Origin of the sequence: Brooklawnia sp. (assembly GCF_032229645.1) — a bacterium.
Taxonomy (GTDB): Bacteria; Actinomycetota; Actinomycetes; order Propionibacteriales; family Propionibacteriaceae; genus Brooklawnia.
The window spans coordinates 1-20,130 of the sequence record NZ_JAVTWX010000128.1; the positions used below are offsets into that span (position 1 = coordinate 1).

Below are 20,130 nucleotides of genomic sequence, written 5' to 3' on the forward strand. Positions count from 1 at the left end.
TCCACCCTGCTAGGGATCTCGCTGCGCGACCGGACCGTTTCTGGCGCCCCGCAGTCAATCCGAAGCCCATTCCTGTCCCGTGACGTCCAGCTCACGAGCGGTCTCTTCAAGGAAGCAGATGATCGCCTCGCGCTCCGCAGGGGTCCGGCGTGCGGCCACGACGAATCGTTTCGCTTGTTGCCTTCCCACGGTGTCCATTGCGGAGCGGTAGGTGTCTTCTGTGATGCGTATCACAAGAGCGCGGCGATCCGATGGATGAGGCTCTCGGGTGATATGTCCGCCGTTCGTCAGCCGATCGAGGAGCTTCGTGGTTGACGCCGTGGTGATGCCGAGGTGTTCGGCTATATCACTGGGGGTGGCGAGTTGCTTACGGTGCCGACAGACGATGAGGAAGTGCAGGGCTCGCATGTCGGTCTTGTTGAGCTTCATGTAGCGAGTCGATGCTTGCGTGATTCGCTCTTCGGTCTGGCGGAGCGCGGCCATTGCCGCCATCATCCGATTGATCTGGGCCACGTCAGCGTTTGAGAGCTCAGAGCGGTCCACCAACTCGCTCTCTGGGTCGCTGGATTCGACGCTGTAGAGACTCTTGGCGGCCTCGCTCGCCTCCGACGATGTAGGCATATCCGAACTCTATCGGCAAGGGTGATAGTGTGCTTAGCTAGTAGCTAGCTAAGCTAGTTGTATTGGCAGAACGACACCTACCGCTTCGACGGGAGGAAACGTGGATGGGAGCCCAATGCGCGAGATGACTGTTGCCCCCGCTATCGAAAGGCCCGACCTTCGGTCGGTCCCCGCCCTCCTGGATGACAGGGCAATGGTCGATCCGCAGCATGTGGCCTTCGCCCGACGCGTGCAGGATGAGTTGGTCGACGTGTCCATCGCAGACTTCCGTGGACAGGCGCGCGAGTTGGCCAAGGGGCTGATCGCGGCGGGAGTCGAACCGGGCGAACCAGTGGCGATAATGTCGCCGACTTGCTACGAATGGGCGCTCGCCGATTTTGCGATCTGGGCGGCTGGTGGGGTCGTGGTCCCGATATATGAGACTGCCTCTACCGCCCAGGCCGAGAAGATCTTGAGCGTGTGCGGCGTGGGTCTGGTGCTGGCCGCTGGCAACTCGCACCGCGACGTGCTGGAGACGGCCTTGCCAGGGGTGCTTGTCTGGACTTTCGACTCCGATTCCGGTCGTGATCTGGAGGCCCTCGTCGCTCTCGGTGTGGCTGGCGGGATCCAGGACTCAGAGGTGGATCGCCGTAGCGCCTTAGCTGGTCCTGAAGATCTGGCGAGCATTGTCTTCACCTCGGGCACTGCCGGCAGGCAGAAGGGAGTGCGCATCACTCACGCGAACTTCGTCCGGCTGGTGGTTCAGGTGGCCGCGGCCTACCAGGAGGTAGTCAACGATCGCGCCTCCACCATCATCGTTCTGCCGCTGGCGCATGTGCTTGCTCAGGGCCTGCAGCTGGTGTCGGTCTACGCCGGCATGAAGATCGTGCACGTGGGCGATCCGCGCTCGGCGGTCGCGGCGATGGCCGAGATCCGCCCGACTTTCATGGTGGTTGTGCCACGGATACTCGAGAAGATTCGTGCCGCAGCGAAAAGACGAGCCCAAGAGAAAGGGCTCGGACTGCTCTTCGCGATGGCGGAGCGAACCGCAGTCGACTGGGGCGACTATCTTGAGCGGGCCCAAGACGAGCCGGAACTGCGACCCGCGCCTGCGCCCAGACTCCGGCACGCACTTTTCGAACCGCTCTTCTATCGTCGGTTGCGCAACCTCATGGGCGGTCGCGTCGACTATCTTCTCTCCGGGGCGTCGCCTCTGGATCCCAACCTCGCCAACTTCTATCGCGGCGTCGGCCTCGTCACTGCGAATGGAAAGAACATCGCTCCCGAACCGTGGGAACAGGTGGTATCGACCGATCCCATTGTGGCGGAGGCGATCATAGTGGGCGAGAACATGCCGTACGCCGCTGCGCTCATCGTCCTGGACGCCGAGGAGGCGATCGCGTGGGCGAAGCGTCGAGGTCACAGTGCATTGGCCGATGATCTCGCGATACGCGCTGAATCGAGTGGAACTGCCGGGCTTCGCATCGTCGATGAGCAGATCCTGGCGCATGTGCAGCGCACCGTCGACGGGGCAAATGCCGCGGTCTCACGCGCCGAACAGGTGCGTCGATTCACGGTGCTCATCACCGAGCTCTCCGAGGAGAGTCTGCGTCTGACTCCAACTCTCAAACTTCGCCGAGCCGAGTTTCTTGAAGCGATGGCCCAGCAGATCGATGATCTCTATCAACGTGAGGACGAATCATGACCGAAACTCCACAGCCGAAAAGCGGTGCCCGCTCGATCGCAGTGATGATTCTTGTCCTCGCCCTCGCCGCCGCAATGGCTATGGCCGGTTCGGACGGCGGCGCCAGGGTGGGCGCGGTCCCTGTCTTCGCAGGCGTAGTGGCGTGGATCTTTGCAGTCCAGATCGTCGCATTCATCCCGGCCTGGATTCAGCAAAGCGAGCACTTCTTCGATCTGATCGGCAGCCTCACGTATATCACTGCCATTTGGGGCGCAGTGCTCCTCAGTGGTCAGTGGCGCGATCAAACCGACTATCAGTCGTACAAGGCGTCCACTTCTGTACTCGTGCCCCGCCCTCCCAAACCATCGGCTGCTCCCAAGGGATCGCGATGATGACGCGTCCTTGGATTCGAGTGATCTGGCCCGCGTTGCTGATCCTGGGGTGGCTCGTCGGCGCGGCAGTGGGCGGTCCCTATTTCGGACGAATCGATGAGGTTTCGTCCAACGATCAGACGAACTATCTGCCCAGTTCCGCCGACGCGACGAAAGTGCAGGCATTACTCGGCGAATTCAGTGCCTCCGATGCGATCCCGGCGATCGTCGTCTTCAGCAGTGAGCAAGACTTGGACGACCAGCAAATACAGCAGATCTCCGCCCTGCTCGCTGAGCTACCCATGATGGCAGGGATCGCAGATGAGATTTCTCCGGCGATTGTCTCCGACGACAGACGCGCAGCGCAGGCATTCGTCCCCATCGAATCTGACGCAAAGGTCGGCGATGTCGTCGACGAACTGAGCCAGACCCTGCGGGACGCGGCCCCTGATGGCGTGCAGGTCCATGTGACGGGGCCGGCCGGTTTCACTGCGGACTTGCTCGACGCGTTCGCCGGGATCGACGGGCTACTGCTGGGGGTGGCGCTCGCTGCGGTGTTCATCATTCTCCTCGCCGTCTACCGCTCCGTGCTGCTCCCCCTGGTGGTATTGGCAACCAGCCTCTTCGCGCTCTGTGTGGCTTTGCTGAGTGTGTGGTGGCTTGCGAAAGCCGGTGTGCTGCTGCTCAGCGGCCAAACTCAAGGAATCTTGTTCATCCTCGTCATCGGGGCGGCGACCGACTACTCGTTGCTCTACGTCGCCAGATACCGCGAGTCCTTACGTGCCCACCGCGACAACTGGACGGCAACCACGAAGGCGGTGCGCGGCTCTTTCGAACCCATCATCGCCTCTGGCGGCACGGTCATCGCCGGATTGCTCTGCCTGCTATTGAGCGACCTGAAGTCGAACAGCACGCTGGGGCCTGTCGCCGCTATCGGCATTGTATTCGCGATGCTCTCCGCGCTGACCCTGCTCCCATCGTTGCTCCTCATCCTTGGTCGATCTGCGTTCTGGCCACGCCGCCCCCGTTTCGAACCCGACGTCTTGGCCGCCGAACAAGGCGTTCGCGCCAAAGGACTGTGGGCCAGGCTAGAGAAGCAGATCAAGCGGAGAGCTCGTCCGATCTGGATCGTCACCGTCGCCGTGCTTGCCGTCGGCGTCGTCGGAGCCACCGGTCTCAACGCCAACGGCGTGGCTCAATCCGATCTGGTGCTCGGCGAATCCCAGGCTCGTGATGGTCAGGTGCTGCTGGGTGCCCACTTCCCCGGCGGCTCGGGCAGTCCGGCGCTTGTGGTGGTCGCCGAGGACGACCTGCAGGCCGCAACCGACCTCATGATCGAGAACGGCGGAGTGTCCGGCGTGAGTGTCGTGACCGCCGAATCGCCCAGCGGAGCCGCTCGGGTGACCGCCGATGGCATTCAGGGGTTCGGTCCGCCGGGTACTTTGGCACCTGATCCTACCGTCGTCGACGGCAAGGTGCTGCTCCAGGCCACACTCAATGACGCCGCCGATTCGCAAGCTGCGGAGCGCACCGTCCGGGAGCTTCGAACCGAGTTCGCAGAGGTCATGCCCGGCGCACTCATCGGTGGCGTGACCGCCACCGCGATCGACACGAACGACGCCTCCATCCACGACCGCACGCTCATCATCCCGGTGATACTGGTCGTCATCTTGCTCATCCTGGCTCTGTTGTTGCGCTCGCTGCTCGCACCGCTGCTACTGATGGCGACCACCGTGCTGAGCTTCGGCACGGCGCTCGGCGTTGCGGCGCTGGTGTTCAATCATGTCCTCGGGTTTCCCGGAGCCGATCCCGCAGTCCCGCTCTATAGTTTCGTCTTCCTGGTGGCTCTCGGTATCGACTACAACATCTTCTTGATGACCCGGGTCCGCGAGGAGTCTGTCCATCACGGCACCCGCACCGGGATTCTGCGGGGCTTGAGCGTCACGGGTGGGGTCATCACCTCAGCGGGGCTTGTTCTCGCGGCCACATTCGCCGCGCTCGCAGTCATTCCGATCCTGTTCCTGGCACAGATCGCCTTCATCGTTTCTTTCGGTGTCCTGCTCGACACATTTATCGTTCGTTCCCTGCTCGTCCCGGCGCTGAGCTACGACATCGGACGGGCGATCTGGTGGCCATCGCGGCTCGCACGCGACAGCGCGAAGGGCCCCGAAGATCCGGAAATAGGCGAGAGGACTCACTCATGACCACTGTGTCCAGACCGGTCGTGGTGTGGTTCCGCGACGATCTTCGGATCGCTGACAATCCGGCTTTGACTGCCGCATTGAGCCACCGGGCGCCGGTGATCGCCCTCTTTGTCCTCGACGAAGAATCCCCAGGTGTGCGGCCACTGGGCGGTGCGGCCAAATGGTGGCTGCACCACAGTCTTTCCGCGGTGGCGTCCGCCCTTGCCGGCCTCGGTATCTCGCTTGTGCTGCGCCGCGGCCCCGCAGAGAAAGTGGTGGACGAGGTTGTCGCTGCGGTCGGTGCCGCTGCCATTTTCTGGAACCGGCGCTACGGCGGGCCGGAACGCTTGGTGGACGCCAAGCTGAAGAAATCCCTGATCGACCAGGGTCTCGAGGCGGAGAGCTTCGCCGCCGGTCTTCTCTTCGAACCCTGGACGATCCACACCCGCAAAGGCGAGCCGTATTCGGTCTTCACACCATTTTGGCGTGCCTGCACATCTGGTCCGGCACCTCGCCTGCCGCTGCCTGCACCCCAACAACCGGCCCGATCTATGGGTGTCACCAGAGTTGGTGGCTTGACGCTTGAGCAACTGGACCTGTTGCCGAAGCGTCCGGACTGGGCCGAGGGGCTACGTGAGGCATGGCAGCCGGGCGAGGTTTCAGGGCAGCAGGTGTTGGACGAGTTCCTCGGTGATCGGCTCGAGAGATACGCCACGGACCGGGAGATTCCTGGTGTGCGAGGAAGTTCTGGACTGTCACCCCACCTGCGTTGGGGAGAGATCAGCCCCCACCAGGTCTGGCACGCCGCGATCGGGTATCAGCGCGACCACCTGGTGGCCTCGGAGTCGGTGGGGTGTTTCCTGGGCGAGATCGGCTGGCGCGAGTTCGCCTGGCACACGCTGTACCACTTCCCCGATTTGGCGACCAAGAACTGGCGGCGGAATTTCGACCACTTCCCGTGGCCCGCGCTTCGTCCGGACCTCTTGCAGGTTTGGCAGGAGGGCCACACCGGTATCGCGCTGGTCGATGCCGGCATGCGGGAGCTGTGGCGAACCGGATGGATGCACAACCGAGTCCGCATGGTCACGGCTTCGTTTCTCACCGGCCGGGAGTGGTCTTGCCTTTCAGCACTGCTGACGAAAAGGAGCGAATGTTGACATCGAAACAGCTACTGCGGCCACTGGTCGTGACGTTGTCCGCCATCGTGATGGCAGTCGGGACCTTGGTCGGGTTTGGTGTGATCGGCACCAGCGTTGAGGAGTCGTCCGGTGGCGTTTTCGCAGCCGATGCGACGCTGCTCACCCCCGACTCGCCTGCGTTCTCTATCTGGTCGCTGATCTATCTGGGCCTTGCCGGATATGTGATCTGGCAGTGGCGAGCCGTCGACAGCCCGCGAGCGGCCAAGATCGCCTGGCCGGCCGCAGCCTCAATGCTGCTCAATTCCCTCTGGCTAGCAATCACACAGACCGGCCGGCTATGGCTGAGCGTCGTCGTGATCCTCACATTGGCGCTCGTGCTGGGCGTCTTGCTGCAGCGGTTGGGGGAGAGCCCACCAGGGTCACGGATCGAGGCCATCGTGGTGGACGGCACCTTCGGCGTCTATCTGGGCTGGGTCAGCGTGGCCAGCATCGCGAACGTCACGGTCGCGCTGATTGGCTCGGGATTCAACCCCGAGCATCCTTGGTCCGACGTTCTCGCGGTCGTCGTACTCGCGGTCGCGACTCTGCTGGGAATTGTCTTCGCGGTGCGTCTGGGCGGACGCTGGGCCATCAGCGCTGCGATGGCCTGGGCGCTCGCGTGGATAGCAGCCGGACGCCTGGCCGGCCCGTTGTATTCGACGCCGACAGCGGTCGCCGCGATTGCGGCAATAGTCGCAATCATCGCCGCAAACGCTGTCGTCTACCGAAATCGGTCGCGCGTCCTCGTCCGATCGGACGAGAATGGCTCGCGGCTGACGAAGTAGTTTCGGTTCTCCGGTTCGGAGTGCGGTCCGTCTCCGCCGCCGGGGCACAAATCAGGTCCGCGCCCTGGCTGACCGCGCGACCATCCCGGTCAGCGCGCATCCGATGCCGATCAACGCAACCAGCCAGCCGATCAGACCCCACCATCCGAAGGCATGCATGATGTGGCCCGAGAGGTAGCCGACGATCGACGAGCCCAGGTAGTAGCAGGCCAGATACATTCCGGACGCTTCGCCTCTGCTGGCCGGGGCGAGTGCGCCAACCCATCCGGATGCCACCGAATGCACGGTGAAGAAGCCGTAGGTGAACAGCGCGACTCCCGGCAGCACCAACCAGAGCTCGCTCCCGGCGGTCAGCGGCAACCCGACGATGGTCATGGCGGCCCCGATGAGCATCGCGGTGCTTCGTCCGCGCTTGAAAACGAGCCTGCCGACCTGCGCGGACGCAACGGTGCCGAACAGGTAAAGCAGGAAGACCAGTCCGATCGCCGAAGCGGGCAGTCCGAAGACCTCGCTGAGCCGGTAGCCGAGAAAGTCGTAGAGGGAGACGAAGGCTCCCATGAAGATGAAACCGACTCCGAAGAGCGCACCCAGCCGACGGTCACGCCACTGGGCCACCATGGTGCGCAACTCGGAGCGCACTCGCAGCCGTTTCGGGGTGAAGCGGCGCTCGGCCGGAATGATGGTCGCGATGATGATCGCGCAGGTGAGCGCAAACCCCATGTCGACGCCCAGTGCCACCCGCCAGTCGGCCACTTGCAGCAGCCCAGAGGGGATCAAGCGCCCAAGCAACCCACCAATGGAGTTGCCTGCGACGTAGAGCCCCATCGCCCGGGGCAGGTCCCGCGGGTGAATCTCCTGCGCGAGCCACGCCATCGCGGTGGCCGGCACGCCGGCGATCAGCAGGCCTTGCAGCGCCCGTCCGGCAATCAGCCAGGACAGGCTCGGAGCGAAGGGCAGTAGCAGGCCCACGATGGTCGCGGCCAGCGCGGAGATCATGATGACACGCCCGCGACCGAACCGTTCCGAGAGTACGGAGGCGGGCAGGATCGAGATCGCCAGCACACCGGTGGTTGCGCTGACGGTCAGCGCGGCCTGCGCGGGGCTGGCTCCCAGATCTGCCGACAGCGTCGGCATCAGTGCCTGGGTGCAGTAGAGCGCGTTGAATGATGCCAGTCCAGCGGCCAGTAGCGCGAGGGACGCCCTGCGGTAGCCTCGCTCGCCGCGTTGCAGACCCTGGGGCATCGCCGCACGGATCAGCCCGGGGATAGTCGGGAGCTGCGGGGTCGGGGCAATTGCTGTCGCGGTCACATCTTCACTGTGAACCTCGCGCGACTCGAATGGAAATGCATGAATAGACCTGAATTGATGCATAGCAAGTATTAGACTGCTGGCATGCTCTCCGATGACTTGTCCTGGTTCCTGGTGCTCGCCGAAACCGAGCATGCCGGGCAGGCGGCAGCCGAGTTACGGATGCCGCAACCCACCCTGTCGCGCAGACTCGCGCGCCTCGAAGAGCGGATGGGCACGACCCTGTTCGACCGGCATGGACGCTCGCTCAGCCTCAACACTCGTGGGCGGGCACTGCGCAGCAGGGTCCGTGCCGCCGTCACCCAACTCGACCTTGCCGAATCGGAAGTCCGTCGGCTGCTCGACCCGCAGACCGGCCTGGTGCGTTTCGATTTCCTGCATTCGCTGGGTACCTGGCTGGCTCCGCAACTCATCCGGGGCTTTGCGACCGCCCATCCGCGGGCCGAGATCAAGCTTCACCAGGGGACCGGCGCAGAACTCGTCGAGCGGGTGCTGAATGACGAGTCCGACATCGCGCTCAGCTCGCCGCGTCCGGATCGAGACGACCTCGCCTGGCTCGAGATGAGGAGCCAGCCTCTGGCGTTGTGCGTATCGGCGGATCACCGCCTCGCCGCGCAGACAATCGTCGAAATCGCGGACGTGGCCGATGAACCGTTCATTTCCACCCCGGAGGGCTTCCACTCCCGCGATCTGCTCACTGAGGTGGCCGCCGACGACGACATCCACGTCCGGGTGGCGTTTGAATCCGACGAACTGTCCACCGTCGCAGGACTTGTCGTCGCCGGAGTCGGTGTCGCCCTGTTGCCTGCCGACCCCTACCTGCTGTTGAGCGGGGCGGTCTTCGTCCCGCTGCGTACCCGGCGCACCCGGCAGATCGGCCTGATCTGGCGGTCCGATCAGGATCCCGAGTCCACCCCGGGACTCTTCTTGGCGGACGCGCGCTCCCTGGCCGAGGCCGGCTGAGCACCACGCCCGGACGTCAACAGGTCCGCACGCCGATCTCTATGGCACGAATCTTCCGGTGGTGGCAAGAAGCACGGTGTCGATGGCCAGCAGCACCGAGACGACCACGATCAGTGCCGTACCGAGGGTCCACAGCGGCCGCCGCGACCTGCTCAGCCACCGATGCATCCACGCACTGACCGGCGCGGTAGCACCGAAACCGTCGGCAATACAGACCACAACAAGCGCGGACATGGCGATCAGATACCACAGCGTCAGTCCGACGACCCGCCACCAGAGCGGATGCGCAGCACCAGCCAGCACCGCGCCGGCATAGCCGGGATCAGCGAACATGCTGACCGCCAGCCCGGCGGCTATCCCGATCAGCATCCACAGCCTGGCCGGTCGCGCGCTCTGCTGCTTCTCCGGTCCGATACCCGCACGCAGCCGGACCAGGGCCCAGCTCACCAAGACGATGACGGCGACGATTTCGGCGACGATCCATGCCCACCGCGGTACCGAGGAGAACCAATGACGTAGCGGCCCCGCCACGAGGTCCACCGCACTGCCGGCCGCGGCGCCCAGCACGACGATCGTCACCCAGTTGACTGCCGTGAAGACCACGGTGTGCGCGAAGTGTGCGCCGCCGGCGATGAAAGCGAGCATGACGATGGCGCCCAGCGGATCGAAGCCGACCACGCCGAGCGCCGCCATCTGGGAGAGATATCGAGCCATGACACCCTCTCAGCAGTCGATCCGTCAGGCCCTTAGTATGCTCCGCCGCTCAGCCGGTCATCTCGTTGCCGGACGATTGCCCGGTCGCCATGTCCTTTTCGGCTCGCGTCACAATGACGGGGCAGTGCGCGTCGCGTAGCACCCGCTTGCTCGTCGACCCCAGCAGCAGCCCGGTGAAGCCACCGCGTCCGCGCGACCCGACGACAACCAAGCCCGCATCGATCGATGCGTCGATCAACGCCTGGGACGGACTCGAATCCACCACTCGCAGCTCGACCTGGACGCTGGGGTATTGCGCTTTGATGTCGGCGAAGACGCCTTTGATGTTCTTGGTCAGCGAGTCCATGATCTCCGACATCGATTCATCCCAGATGTCGTATTCCCACGGTGTGCCGAGCATCGCGTAGTCCCAGGCATGAATCGCGATCAGCGGAACGCCACGCAGCTGCGCGGCCTCGAAGGCAAGCTTGGCGGCGGCTCTGGCCTCATTCGAATCGTCGATGCCGACGACCACGGGACCGTCCGGATTCTCCTGCGCTTCATCGGTGATCACTGCCACCGGCCCGTGGGCGTGAGCCACCACTGCGTCCGAAACCCCGCCCAGCAGCTTGACCGACATCGGCGCGTGCTGACCGCGAGCACCAACCACGACCTGTGCGGCATTCTTCGAAGCCTGCGCCAACACGTAGGATGCGTAGCCCTCGACGAGTTCTGCGCTGACGTCCAGCTGCGGCTGAGCTGCGCGGAGGCGGTCCAGCTCGGCGTCCAGTCGCTGCTGGCAACGGGCCTTGAACTGGCCCTGGAAGGCATCGGTCACGGCAGTGAAGGTACGACCGACCTGGGGCCCCGGAATGATCATCACCACCAGCAACGGCAGATCCCGCGCCACCGCTCGGCCAGCCGCCCAATTCACTGCCTTGTGCGCGCGTTCGGATCCATCGGTTCCCACCACGATCCGGCCTGCGGTATCCAGGTGGATCCGACCTGCGCCACGTGTCTGCTCACTCATGATGACCTCCGCTGTTGCCGACTTCCTTGTCGTCATCTGTTGGACAATCCTAGCCGTGGCGATAGCGCGTAGCGGAGGAATAGCAGCGTACGCGCGCCCACCGAGTCTCGATCCGACGGCCTGGCGATGTCAGATCCTGGCGCAGAATTCGCGATGCGACCGCGGTCGCCTAGACTATCACTCGTGAAGCAGAAGAAGGTTACCCATCGGCTTATCTTCTGGGTGATATCGGGACTTGTGATGGCGCTCGGTATCGGCGCTGTCGTCTATGGCGCCTATTTTTCCACCCATGGATTGCCGGGGTCGTCCGTGGCAGGAACGCCGGTCACCGGACAGACCAAAGATCAACTCGTCGAGCAACTCAGCGAGCGCGCCGAGCAGGTCACCCTGACGCTAGAAATCGACGGTCACAGCCGCGAGCTCAGCCTCGCCGACCTCGGCATCTCCGTGGACGCCGCCGCGACCGCGAGTGAAGCCTTCGCCGCGAACAGCCATCTGGGCCAGCGGTATTCGGCTGTCTTCATCAAACATGACACCCCCACCGTCATGACCGTCGATGAAGCCGCACTCGACAGCGTCATCAACAATCTGATCTCCGAGTTCGGCCAGCCCGCAACCGATGCGACCGTCAAGCTCGCGCCCGACGGCGCCTCTTTCGTCACCGATCCGGCGCAGCCGGGCCTCGGCGTGGATGCCTCCGAAGTGAGCACCGCAGCCACCCGCGCGGCCGAGACCCTCACCCCGCAAACGGTGCAGCTCACCACCACCCAGGTGAATCCGACGACGCCGACCGAGCTTGCCCAGACCATCGCCGGCAAGGCGAACGGCCTGATCGCACACGACGTGAGCCTGACGGGACGCGAGTCTGACAGCTACCCGGCGAGCGCAGCCGAGAAGGCCCAGTGGATCGTCATCCCCACTGAGCCCGATGGATCGCTCGGGCAGCCCACCATCGACCAGCAGAAGACGGCCCAGTGGGTTCAGCAGACCGCTGAGACGACCCACGTCGATGTCGTGAACGGCATCCGCAATGTCAACCAGGCGGGCACCGTGCTGTCGACCTCGCAAGAGGGCCGGCCGGGCTGGCAAGTGAATAACGCTGCCCAGATGACCGACGCACTGATCGCAGCCCTCGGCTCCGGGCAGCCATATGCCGGCACCTTCAGCTACGACCAGGTGGAGCCTTCCTTCAAGGACAAGGTGATCGCCGAAGGCGCTCAGAACCTCGTCTATGCGGCCGCGCCCGGAGAGCAGTGGGTCGACGTCAATCTGAGCACCAACTCGGCGACCGCCTACGAAGGCGCCACCCCGGTGCGCGGCCCGATGTACTTCGTGCCCGGAATGCCCGGAATGGAGACCCCGACCGGCAAATTCAACGTCTATCTGAAGTATCAGACCCAGACGATGCGCGGCACCAATCTCGACGGCACAACCTATGTCTCAGAGAACATCCCGTGGGTCAGCTATTTCACCGGATCAATCGCCTTCCACGGGGCTCCGTGGCGTGACTCGTTCGGTTGGAGCGGGCCTGGTGGCTCGCACGGCTGCCTCAATATGCCGGTAGCGGACGCACAGTTCATTTACGGCTGGGCCCAGATGGGCACGGTCGTGGTGAGTCACTACTGATCAGAGTCCGCCAGTGCCGTTGAGGCCCCCGTGGCGCATCACCGCCATGGATCGCAGGCTGGGATTGCTCGCTGTCCCAGCCCTCGGTGCGTTGGTCGCTGAGCCGCTCTTTGTCCTCACCGACACGGCGATGGTCGGCCATCTGGGCCAGAGGGTCCTGGCCGGCATGTCGATCGGGTCGACGGTGATGCAGACCGTCATCGGCCTGTGTATCTTCCTGAGCTACACGACCACGCCTCTTGTCGCCCGTCGGCTCGGCGCCGGCGACAGACCAGGGGCGGTTCGTGCCGGTATCGAGGGGATGTGGCTCGGGCTCGGGCTCGGTGTCGTCCTGGCGCTGCTGGGGCTTCCCAGCGGCCGTGCGATCACAGGGGCCTTCACACCCGATCCGCTTGTCGCCGAACAGGCGTATCGGTACATCGCGATCTGCCTGTGGGGACTGCCGGGCATGCTCACCGTGCTGGCGGCCGCCGGGCTGCTTCGCGGGCTGCAGGACACCCGCACCCCGCTGCTGGTCGCGGGCGGCGGCAGCGTGGTCAACGTGGCATTGAACTGGCTGTTCATCTACCCGCTCGGATTGGGTATCGCTGGCTCTGCACTGGGTACGGCCATCACCCAAACACTGATGGCAGCGGTCTATGCGCTGGTCGCCATCAGGGCCGCCAGCGCGAACGGGGTCTCGCTGGCACCTGGCATCGGAGATCGGCGGCAAGCCTTCGTCGCATCGTCCCTGATGCTGTTTCGTACGCTCACACTGCGTATCGTCCTGGTCGTGCTGGTCTGGGCAGCCGCCCGCCTGGGCACCGCCGAACTCGCCGCGCTGCAGATCACCATGTCGGCGTACATGCTGCTGGTCAACACGATGGACGCGCTGGCGATCGCTGCCCAAGCCATGATCGGCCACGACCTCGGTGCAGGTGACAGCGTCGGGGTGCGCCGTCAGCTCAACCGGATCGTCGGCTGGGGAGTGCTGGTCGGTGTTGTGCTCGGTGTGCTGCTGGCCGCCGGTTCTCCGATCATCGGCATGCTGTTCACCCCGGACGCCTCGGTGCGCGCGCTGCTGCCGGTGAGTTTTGCGATGACCGCGATCTTCCTGCCGCTGTGCGGCATCCTGTTCGTCCTCGATGGCGTGCTCATCGGGGCGGGGGACGTGCGCTATCTGGCGCTGGCCGGTCTGTGGCCTCTGCTGAGCTTCGTCGTGGCGATCACTGCCATGATCATGAGTCAGCCGTCCGGGATCGGCGCGATGGTCTGGCTGTGGAGCTCGTACTTCGGGGCTTTCATGAGCGTCCGGCTGCTGGTGCTCGTGCTGCGGTCACGGACGAGCACCTGGCTCGTCACAGGATATAGCAAGTAGCTAGACTGCTGACCTCAGCACAAGGAGGTCGCGTTCATGACACAGCCGTCTGAACCGCACGCCAACGCGCCCGCAGTCGGCGGCGAGGCGCTGGCGACCGACCCCGACGACACCGACCCGGTTACTGAGCGCGTCCGTTCCGCGCGGTACGCGTCGGTGACCATCGGCGCGGTCTGCTGTCAGATCTCCGCCGGGGTGGTTCTCAGCGGGCTATCGATGTTCACCGACCAGATTCGGGCCGATCTATGGCCGGACGGCGAGCTGAGTCGGGCCCACGTGCAAACCTACTTCACCGTGCTCTTGCTGGTCGCGATCGCCATGATGCCGATCGCCGGTCGGCTCATCGGACGAGTCGGAGGTCGAAGGCTGCTGTTCATCGGTGGCACCATCAGCTCCTTGGGCCTGGCCGGCCTATCGACCGCCCACGGCATGGCCGGGCTCTACCTCTTCGGTGCCATCACTGGCCTCGGGTTCGGTATGTCGGTGAACTACGTTCCGATCATCGTGGTGAACAGCTGGTTCCACAAGTTCAAGGGCGTCGTCATGGGCGTGGTCGTCGCGGGCACCGGCCTGGGCGGCATCATGTCGTCGCTGGTCTTCTCCAATACCAATCCGCCGATCAGTGAAGGTGGCCTCGGCTGGCGGACCTCGCTACTCATCGGCGCGGGGCTGTATGCGCTGTTCTGCCTGGTACCCGCCTGGCTGCTGGTCGTCAACAAGCCCTCCGACCTGGGATTGCCCGTCTACGGCAAGCCCGCAGCCTTGGCGACGAGCGTCAAGGCTGGCACGGATCGTGACGTGGCTGCCGCGGTATCCGGACTGCGGCTTGGCGAGGCATTGCGCAGCGGCTGGTTCTGGTTGCTCTATGCGATGGTTGTGCTGCTGGGTGTCTACTACGCGATGGGCCAGATCACCCAGCCGTTCTTCGTCAATCAGCAGAGCTACCCGGGGTCGGGCATGACGCCCGCGCTGGCCGGCACATTGATGACTGCCCAGATGATCGGGTTGATCATGGCCAAGCCGCTGCTGGGCCTACTGATCGAGGGCATCGGCATGGTCAAGGCGATGGCGATCCTGATGGCCGTGCATGCCGGTGCGGGCTATCTGCTCGGCACGATCGTGTATCCGGCCTCAGCCTGGATATTCGTCGTGATCGGGCTCGTCGGCGCGGGGTTCGCGATCGGCTCATTGACTCCGCCGCTGGTCTGCGGGCTGGCTTTCGGTCAGCGCGATTATCCGGCGATCTATGGTGTGCTCGGCTCGGCGTATTCGCTGGGCCTGGCCGTCGGGGCGGTGCTGTGGAGCGCGGTGGGGACGATCGGCGCCGATCCCGATCAGCCCTGGCAGCTCTACCGCGGGGCGATGAAGTGGTGCTGGGTGCTCAGCATCGTTGTGTTGGGCGGCTATCTGCTGGCGATCCGTGGTGGCCAGGCCGCACAGCGCAGGAACCCGGGCAAACCCTGAACTGATGCAAAGAAGCCGGTCACCCCGTCCGGATCAAGGCCGAACGGCGGTAGCCTAGGTCTTCGTGACTCCCCGAGACGAAGCCGGCTGAATGCCTGCGACAGTAGTGATCACGACGTCACGGACGCACCGGCTGCGCTGGTGGGCCCTCGCGGTGCTGACGCTCGGCCTGTTCATGGCCAGCCTCGACAACACCATCCTCAATGTCGCGCTACCAACGCTGGCCCGCGAACTTCAGGCCTCCACCGATCAACTGCAATGGACGGTGGACGCCTACCAGGTCACCTACGCCGGCCTGCTGTTGGTCGCCGGAGGACTGGTCGACCGCTGGGGCAGATCGCGGACCTTCCTGGCCGGTACGGCGATCTTCGGTGGCTTCTCGCTGATCGCCGGGCTTGTCAGCACGACCGGATTGCTGATCAGTGCGCGCGCGCTGATGGGGGTCGGAGCCGCGCTGCTGGCTCCTTCGACCCTGGCCCTGATCTCATCGCTGTTCTCCAATCCGAAGGAGCGAACCGTCGCGTTCGCGCTCTGGTCCGGGGCCAACGGCGCCGGGGGAGCGGTGGGTCCAGTGCTTTCCGGTTTGCTGCTGGAACATTTCGGCTGGGGTTCGGTCTTCTTGATCAACGTGCCCGTGGCGGTCGTCATCGTGGTTCTCGGCTTCTTCGTGCTCCCGCACAGTCGTCCGCATCCGGTCGCTGGTGGGGTGGATTATCTTGGCGCCGTTCTGTCGACCACGGCTTTGGCGCTGATCTGCTGGGCAGTGATTTCCGCGCCGGGTTTGGGAGTCACGAATCCGCTGGTGCTGGCCGCAATGCTCGGCGGCCTGGGGGTACTCGGCGCCTTCGTCTACTGGGAATCGCGGGTGGCGGTGCCCCTGCTGCGGCTCTCACTGTTCAAGATCCGCACCTTCAGCGTTGCGGTTGGTGTGGCCGGACTGGTGACAGCCGCGGGCGCCGGGGCATTGTTCGTCCTGACCCAGTATTTGCAGTTCATCCTCGACTTCACGCCGATGCAGACGGGCATCCGGGTGTTGCCGGTCGCGGCGGCGATGCTGGTCGGGGCGCTATCCGCACCGCGGTTCATCCACCATCTGCAACTCAAACGCACGGTGCTGGTGGGCTTGAGCTGTGTCGGGTTGGGCTACGGGTGGTTGGCCACCACGACCGACAACTCGGCATTCGCTCATCTGGTGCCCGGTCTGCTGCTCTTCGGAGTCGGTGCCGGTCTGCTGGTTCCAGCAGCGACCCAAGCGGTGATGGACGCCCTGCCCCCCGACGCGACCGGCGGAGGCTCTGCCACCAACACAGCCTTGATGCAGGTCGGCAGTGCGCTCGGGGTCGCGGTGATCGGATCGCTGTTGGCCGCGCGATATCGCGGGGTGCTCACGGCCGGTGCGATCTGGGACGAGCTCGGCGATCTGCAATCGACCGCCCTGGAGTCTGTCGCCGGAGCTGTTCGGGCGGCCGAGCAGCTGTCGTCCGATCTGGGGGCCCAGCTCAATCACCTTGCCGAACGCGGGTTCGTGGCAGGGATGGAGGCGTCCTTGTGGGTCTGCGCTTTCTCGGTGGGGTTGGCAGTGGTCTGCGTGCTCTTCCTTTACCCCAGCGATCGGCACCGCTGAGCGGCGCCTCATCGTCGGCCCCGGCCGTTGCGCTATGCTCAACCAAAGCAAACAACGAACGTGCCCGGGGTCGGTGTAAGTCCGAACCGGCGGTGATAGTCCGCGACCCACACGTCATCTGAAGCGATGGCGGGTGGTTGAACCGGTGAAATTCCGGTACCGACGGTGAAAGTCCGGATGGGAGGAGCACGTCGCGCTCGGCTGGCAGATCGGCGTCCGGTGACGTCCGGTCGTCACGTTACCGGCTGCGCGCGTCGACCCCCGGCATGTCGACCGGGAAGGCGGCGACGCGGCGATGGACATCCGCACACGGCATGCGCCGTTGTCCTTGCGGATCGCTGCGCCAATCGTCGCCGGGCTGGTCCTGGTGCTCTGCTGGTGGCTCATCGCCAGATTCGGCTCGATTCCGGCTACCCTGCTGCCCGGGCCGGCAGCTGTCATCGAACGCCTCGGTAGAGAACTCGCGTCCGGACGACTATGGGGACCCATCGGTGCGACCATCGGCGAAGCGGCAGCCGGCTGCCTCTTGGCTTCCGCCATCGCCTTGCCGATCGCCTATCTGATTGCTCACGTTCGCCTTGCGGAGGCAACGATGTCGCCCTATCTTGCGGCCTCGCAGGCCCTACCTGCGGTCGCGCTGGCACCGCTGCTGGTGATCTGGGTCGGCTACGGGACCTGGCCGGTCGTCTTGCTGTGCTCGATCATGGTCTTCTTCCCGATGGTCTTGTCCACGGTGCTCGGATTGCGCAGCATCGATCCGGAGATCTTGGACGCGGCGCGGGTCGACGGCGCCGGACGCGCGAAGCTGGCCCGTTGGATCGAGTGGCCACTCGCGCTGCCCGCAACGCTGACCGGGGTGCGGAACGGCTTCACCCTGTCGATCACCGGCGCCGTCGTCGGAGAACTCGTGATGGGCGGCGACGGACTGGGGCAGCGGCTGGCCGTGCAGTCCCAGTCGAGCGACACCACCGGACTGTTCACCACCCTGATCGTGCTCTGTGTGCTGGCCATCGTCATCTTCCTGGGCCTGTCGTTCATCGAGTGGTTGACCAATCCATACGCATCCAGCCCCCGTTGGTACCGACTCATCCACCCAACCGGCGACAATCTCGAACCACCTGAATACCCAACCACGAAACGGTAGGAGATCAACCACCATGCAACCGATCACTCGGCGAGCCATCCTTGGCTCGGCTCTGCTGGCAGGTCTGGCCGGCTGCGCTCGTTCCACCGGCGAAGCCGGCAGCCCGACTCCCGGCGGGAGCACTGCGACCGCCGCGCTGACCCTCGGTCTCACCTACGTGCCGGATATCCAGTTCGCCCCGGCCTATCTGGCGGACAGTCTCGGCTGGTTCGCCGAGGAGGGGCTGGCGGTCACGCTACGCCATCACGGCGCGAACGAGAGTTTGCTCGGCGCCTTGCAGACCGGGGACGAGGACGTCGTCTTCGCGGGCGGCGGTGAGATGCTGCAAGGCCGTGGCGAAGGCATCCCGGTCCGCAACTTCGCCACCGCGTATCAGAACTACCCGGTCACGATCATCGTCCCGGCAGATTCGGCGATCCAATCGCTGGCCGACCTGCGCGGCCACAGCATCGGGCTGCCCGGCGAATACGGCGAAAACTGGTTCTACCTGCTGGCCGTCCTCGCCCAGACCGGCCTGAGCCGCGACGACCTGCAGATCGCGTCCATCGGGTACACCCAACTGGCCGCGTTGACCGGCGGCAAGGTGGACGCCGTGGTCGGCTTCCTGAACAACGATGTGGTGCGTTTCAACGAGGCCGGCTTCGCGATTCGCACCCTTGGCCTGGACGACCCGCCGCTGGTCAGCGTCGGGTTGGGCGCTATGGACGCCACGCTCGCGGAGCGTGCGGACGACCTGAGCGGACTGCTGCGCGCGATGACCAGGGGAGCGGAGCTGTGCGCCTCCGACCCCGACCAGGCGGTCCAGATCTCCGCATCGTATGTGCCGACACTTGCCGAAGCCGAGCAGCAGGCCCATGCCCTCGAGGTGCTGAAGGCGACCACCAAACTCTACGGCGGGCGGTTCGGTCTGCAGACCCCGGATCGTTGGGCACAGATGGCTGACTTCTTCGCCGAATCGGGGTTGGTGAGTTCCCCAGTGGCGGCGGCGGACGCTTTCACCACGCAGATCGCTGCAAATTAGCACTTCGTGAGCCACGACGTCGTGCGAATCAAGCCATCGGGAAGTGACCGTATTGCGTTTGTGAATTCCGGATCCTCCCGGACAAGTTCAACGAACATGCCGTAGTCTCCATACGAAGTAGTGCCACCGGATACCGCAATTATCGACTCATCCTTCAAAGTACTGATGAGTGCTTCGGCATTCGTAATGTCGGATACACTCCAGCGGGCTTGGCGGGCTATCACCCTCGAGCTCAGCGAACGTGCCTTGGCGGCGCAGACAACCTGACGGACATCTGTGGTGATCACAACTAGTGCGGTATCGTCACCGACGACTATGGCCCGTACAGCTATGGTTGATGGAGCTTGGCTCGTGCGGTCGATAAACTGATCCATAGCGGCTTGCGACGTGCTGGAACCGTACTCGTGCGTTTTCACGAATATGGACACCTGATCAACAAGTTTGCGATACTCGGAAACCTGCGCTGGTTCCAGCGGCGGGCGAGACGGCTGCCACGTCGTCGCCGTGAGCGTGAATCCGAGTAGGATGCCCTCGAGTCGTACATACGAAGAGTCGGGTGGAGTTGCGCCCTCAACGGCGAGATTCTGAGCAGATGGCCGAGCTGGGTGATTCGCGTAGCTCACCCTCTCAGGCATCCGGAGAGTGTTGGGACTAATGAATGGAATAGCTCCGCCGTAGTAGTCAATCCAGCCCTCGAGTAGAACGCGTTGCGAGAGTTCAACTGGCATTATGACCACCTCCGAAAAATTGTGACACAGTGAATGCCCTTGCATCAGGTGGATGAGTTCCAAAGCAGACAAAGAGTCCCCATCCACCTGATGCGAATGAAGAGGTCAGCCGCAAGCTGGCACAACGAATGATTCTGGGGACGCCGACTCGGTCGACGGGAGTGTTCTGCAACCCAGGCCGTCATCCCAGAAGAGGTGCATGGACCACTTGGTGTCTCCAGAATGCTTGACGCACTGGAAACCTATCCAATGGCTGCCCGGTTGGGTCATGGCTCGTCCACGCGAGATGCAGGTTCCTTGAGAGTAGAAGTAGTCTTCGTAGTAGTTGTACTGGACGCCCACTGCGTTGGCAGGGACGATTGAGTTGGCGA

17 protein-coding genes and 1 riboswitch are annotated in these 20,130 nt (G+C 64.2%); of the genes, 12 read left to right on the plus strand and 5 right to left on the minus strand.

Going from position 1 to position 20,130, the window contains the following annotated elements; all coding sequences use genetic code 11:
• Positions 1 to 54: 54 nt before the first annotated feature.
• The gene (locus tag AAFP05_RS09975; RefSeq protein ID WP_341729714.1) at positions 55 to 621 is read right to left on the minus strand and encodes a MarR family transcriptional regulator; all 567 of its coding nucleotides are present in this window, start codon (positions 619 to 621) and stop codon (positions 55 to 57) included.
• A 193-nt stretch (positions 622 to 814) separates the two neighbouring features.
• Between AAFP05_RS09975 and AAFP05_RS09980 the strand changes: the two genes are divergently transcribed.
• The 5 genes from AAFP05_RS09980 to AAFP05_RS10000 are packed head-to-tail and all read left to right on the plus strand — an operon-like array spanning position 815 to position 6,801.
• Positions 815 to 2,305: an AMP-binding protein gene (locus tag AAFP05_RS09980; RefSeq protein ID WP_341729715.1), complete on the plus strand. Its 1,491-nt coding sequence runs from the start codon at positions 815 to 817 to the stop codon at positions 2,303 to 2,305.
• Positions 2,302 to 2,676: a hypothetical protein gene (locus AAFP05_RS09985; RefSeq protein WP_341729716.1), complete on the plus strand. Its 375-nt coding sequence runs from the start codon at positions 2,302 to 2,304 to the stop codon at positions 2,674 to 2,676. Before AAFP05_RS09980 ends, AAFP05_RS09985 begins: the two co-directional genes overlap by 4 nt.
• Positions 2,673 to 4,859 (plus strand): efflux RND transporter permease subunit, encoded by a 2,187-nt coding sequence (locus AAFP05_RS09990; protein ID WP_341729717.1) that lies wholly within the window; start codon positions 2,673 to 2,675, stop codon positions 4,857 to 4,859. Before AAFP05_RS09985 ends, AAFP05_RS09990 begins: the two co-directional genes overlap by 4 nt.
• On the plus strand, positions 4,856 to 5,995 hold the full coding sequence (locus tag AAFP05_RS09995) for a deoxyribodipyrimidine photo-lyase (RefSeq protein ID WP_341729718.1): 1,140 nt from the start codon (positions 4,856 to 4,858) through the stop codon (positions 5,993 to 5,995). The genes AAFP05_RS09990 and AAFP05_RS09995 overlap by 4 nt, the downstream gene beginning before the upstream one ends.
• A complete protein-coding gene (locus AAFP05_RS10000) occupies positions 5,989 to 6,801 on the plus strand; it encodes a TspO/MBR family protein (protein WP_341729719.1) in 813 nt (270 codons plus the stop codon). Before AAFP05_RS09995 ends, AAFP05_RS10000 begins: the two co-directional genes overlap by 7 nt.
• Positions 6,802 to 6,852: 51 nt before the next feature.
• On the opposite strand, the gene AAFP05_RS10005 is transcribed toward AAFP05_RS10000, so the two are convergent.
• Positions 6,853 to 8,109 (minus strand): MFS transporter, encoded by a 1,257-nt coding sequence (locus AAFP05_RS10005; RefSeq protein ID WP_341729720.1) that lies wholly within the window; start codon positions 8,107 to 8,109, stop codon positions 6,853 to 6,855.
• 84 nt (positions 8,110 to 8,193) lie between these two features.
• Between AAFP05_RS10005 and AAFP05_RS10010 the strand changes: the two genes are divergently transcribed.
• Positions 8,194 to 9,072 (plus strand): LysR family transcriptional regulator, encoded by an 879-nt coding sequence (locus AAFP05_RS10010; RefSeq protein ID WP_341729721.1) that lies wholly within the window; start codon positions 8,194 to 8,196, stop codon positions 9,070 to 9,072.
• A gap of 39 nt (positions 9,073 to 9,111) precedes the next feature.
• Here the strand turns inward: AAFP05_RS10010 and AAFP05_RS10015 are convergent, their stop codons facing one another.
• Both AAFP05_RS10015 and AAFP05_RS10020 read right to left on the minus strand, forming a co-directional pair.
• Positions 9,112 to 9,786 carry a hypothetical protein gene (locus AAFP05_RS10015; RefSeq protein WP_341729722.1) on the minus strand — a complete coding sequence of 225 codons (675 nt, stop codon included), beginning with the start codon at positions 9,784 to 9,786 and terminating at the stop codon, positions 9,112 to 9,114.
• Between the two features lie 49 nt (positions 9,787 to 9,835).
• Complete coding sequence (locus AAFP05_RS10020) at positions 9,836 to 10,795, minus strand: universal stress protein (RefSeq protein WP_341729723.1); 960 nt, start codon at positions 10,793 to 10,795, stop codon at positions 9,836 to 9,838.
• A 183-nt stretch (positions 10,796 to 10,978) separates the two neighbouring features.
• On the opposite strand from AAFP05_RS10020, the gene AAFP05_RS10025 reads away from it, so the two are divergent.
• The 6 genes from AAFP05_RS10025 to AAFP05_RS10050 all read left to right on the plus strand — a co-directional run bounded on the left by AAFP05_RS10025 (position 10,979) and on the right by AAFP05_RS10050 (position 19,031).
• Complete coding sequence (locus AAFP05_RS10025; RefSeq protein ID WP_341729724.1) at positions 10,979 to 12,421, plus strand: L,D-transpeptidase family protein; 1,443 nt, start codon at positions 10,979 to 10,981, stop codon at positions 12,419 to 12,421.
• A 13-nt stretch (positions 12,422 to 12,434) separates the two neighbouring features.
• On the plus strand, positions 12,435 to 13,778 hold the full coding sequence (locus AAFP05_RS10030; RefSeq protein ID WP_341729725.1) for an MATE family efflux transporter: 1,344 nt from the start codon (positions 12,435 to 12,437) through the stop codon (positions 13,776 to 13,778).
• A 36-nt stretch (positions 13,779 to 13,814) separates the two neighbouring features.
• On the plus strand, positions 13,815 to 15,242 hold the full coding sequence (locus AAFP05_RS10035; RefSeq protein ID WP_341729726.1) for an MFS transporter: 1,428 nt from the start codon (positions 13,815 to 13,817) through the stop codon (positions 15,240 to 15,242).
• A gap of 91 nt (positions 15,243 to 15,333) precedes the next feature.
• Positions 15,334 to 16,866: an MFS transporter gene (locus tag AAFP05_RS10040; RefSeq protein ID WP_341729727.1), complete on the plus strand. Its 1,533-nt coding sequence runs from the start codon at positions 15,334 to 15,336 to the stop codon at positions 16,864 to 16,866.
• A 56-nt stretch (positions 16,867 to 16,922) separates the two neighbouring features.
• Positions 16,923 to 17,060, plus strand: a riboswitch (FMN riboswitch).
• Positions 17,061 to 17,161: 101 nt separating this feature from the next.
• Positions 17,162 to 18,010 carry an ABC transporter permease gene (locus AAFP05_RS10045; protein ID WP_341729728.1) on the plus strand — a complete coding sequence of 283 codons (849 nt, stop codon included), beginning with the start codon at positions 17,162 to 17,164 and terminating at the stop codon, positions 18,008 to 18,010.
• Positions 18,011 to 18,023: 13 nt separating this feature from the next.
• Entirely contained in the window at positions 18,024 to 19,031 is a 1,008-nt protein-coding gene (locus AAFP05_RS10050; RefSeq protein ID WP_341729729.1) for an ABC transporter substrate-binding protein, read from the plus strand.
• An 833-nt stretch (positions 19,032 to 19,864) separates the two neighbouring features.
• Here AAFP05_RS10050 and AAFP05_RS10055 read toward each other — a convergent pair.
• Positions 19,865 to 20,130: hypothetical protein (locus AAFP05_RS10055; protein WP_341729730.1), on the minus strand; the 266-nt coding region annotated here is incomplete at its 5' end.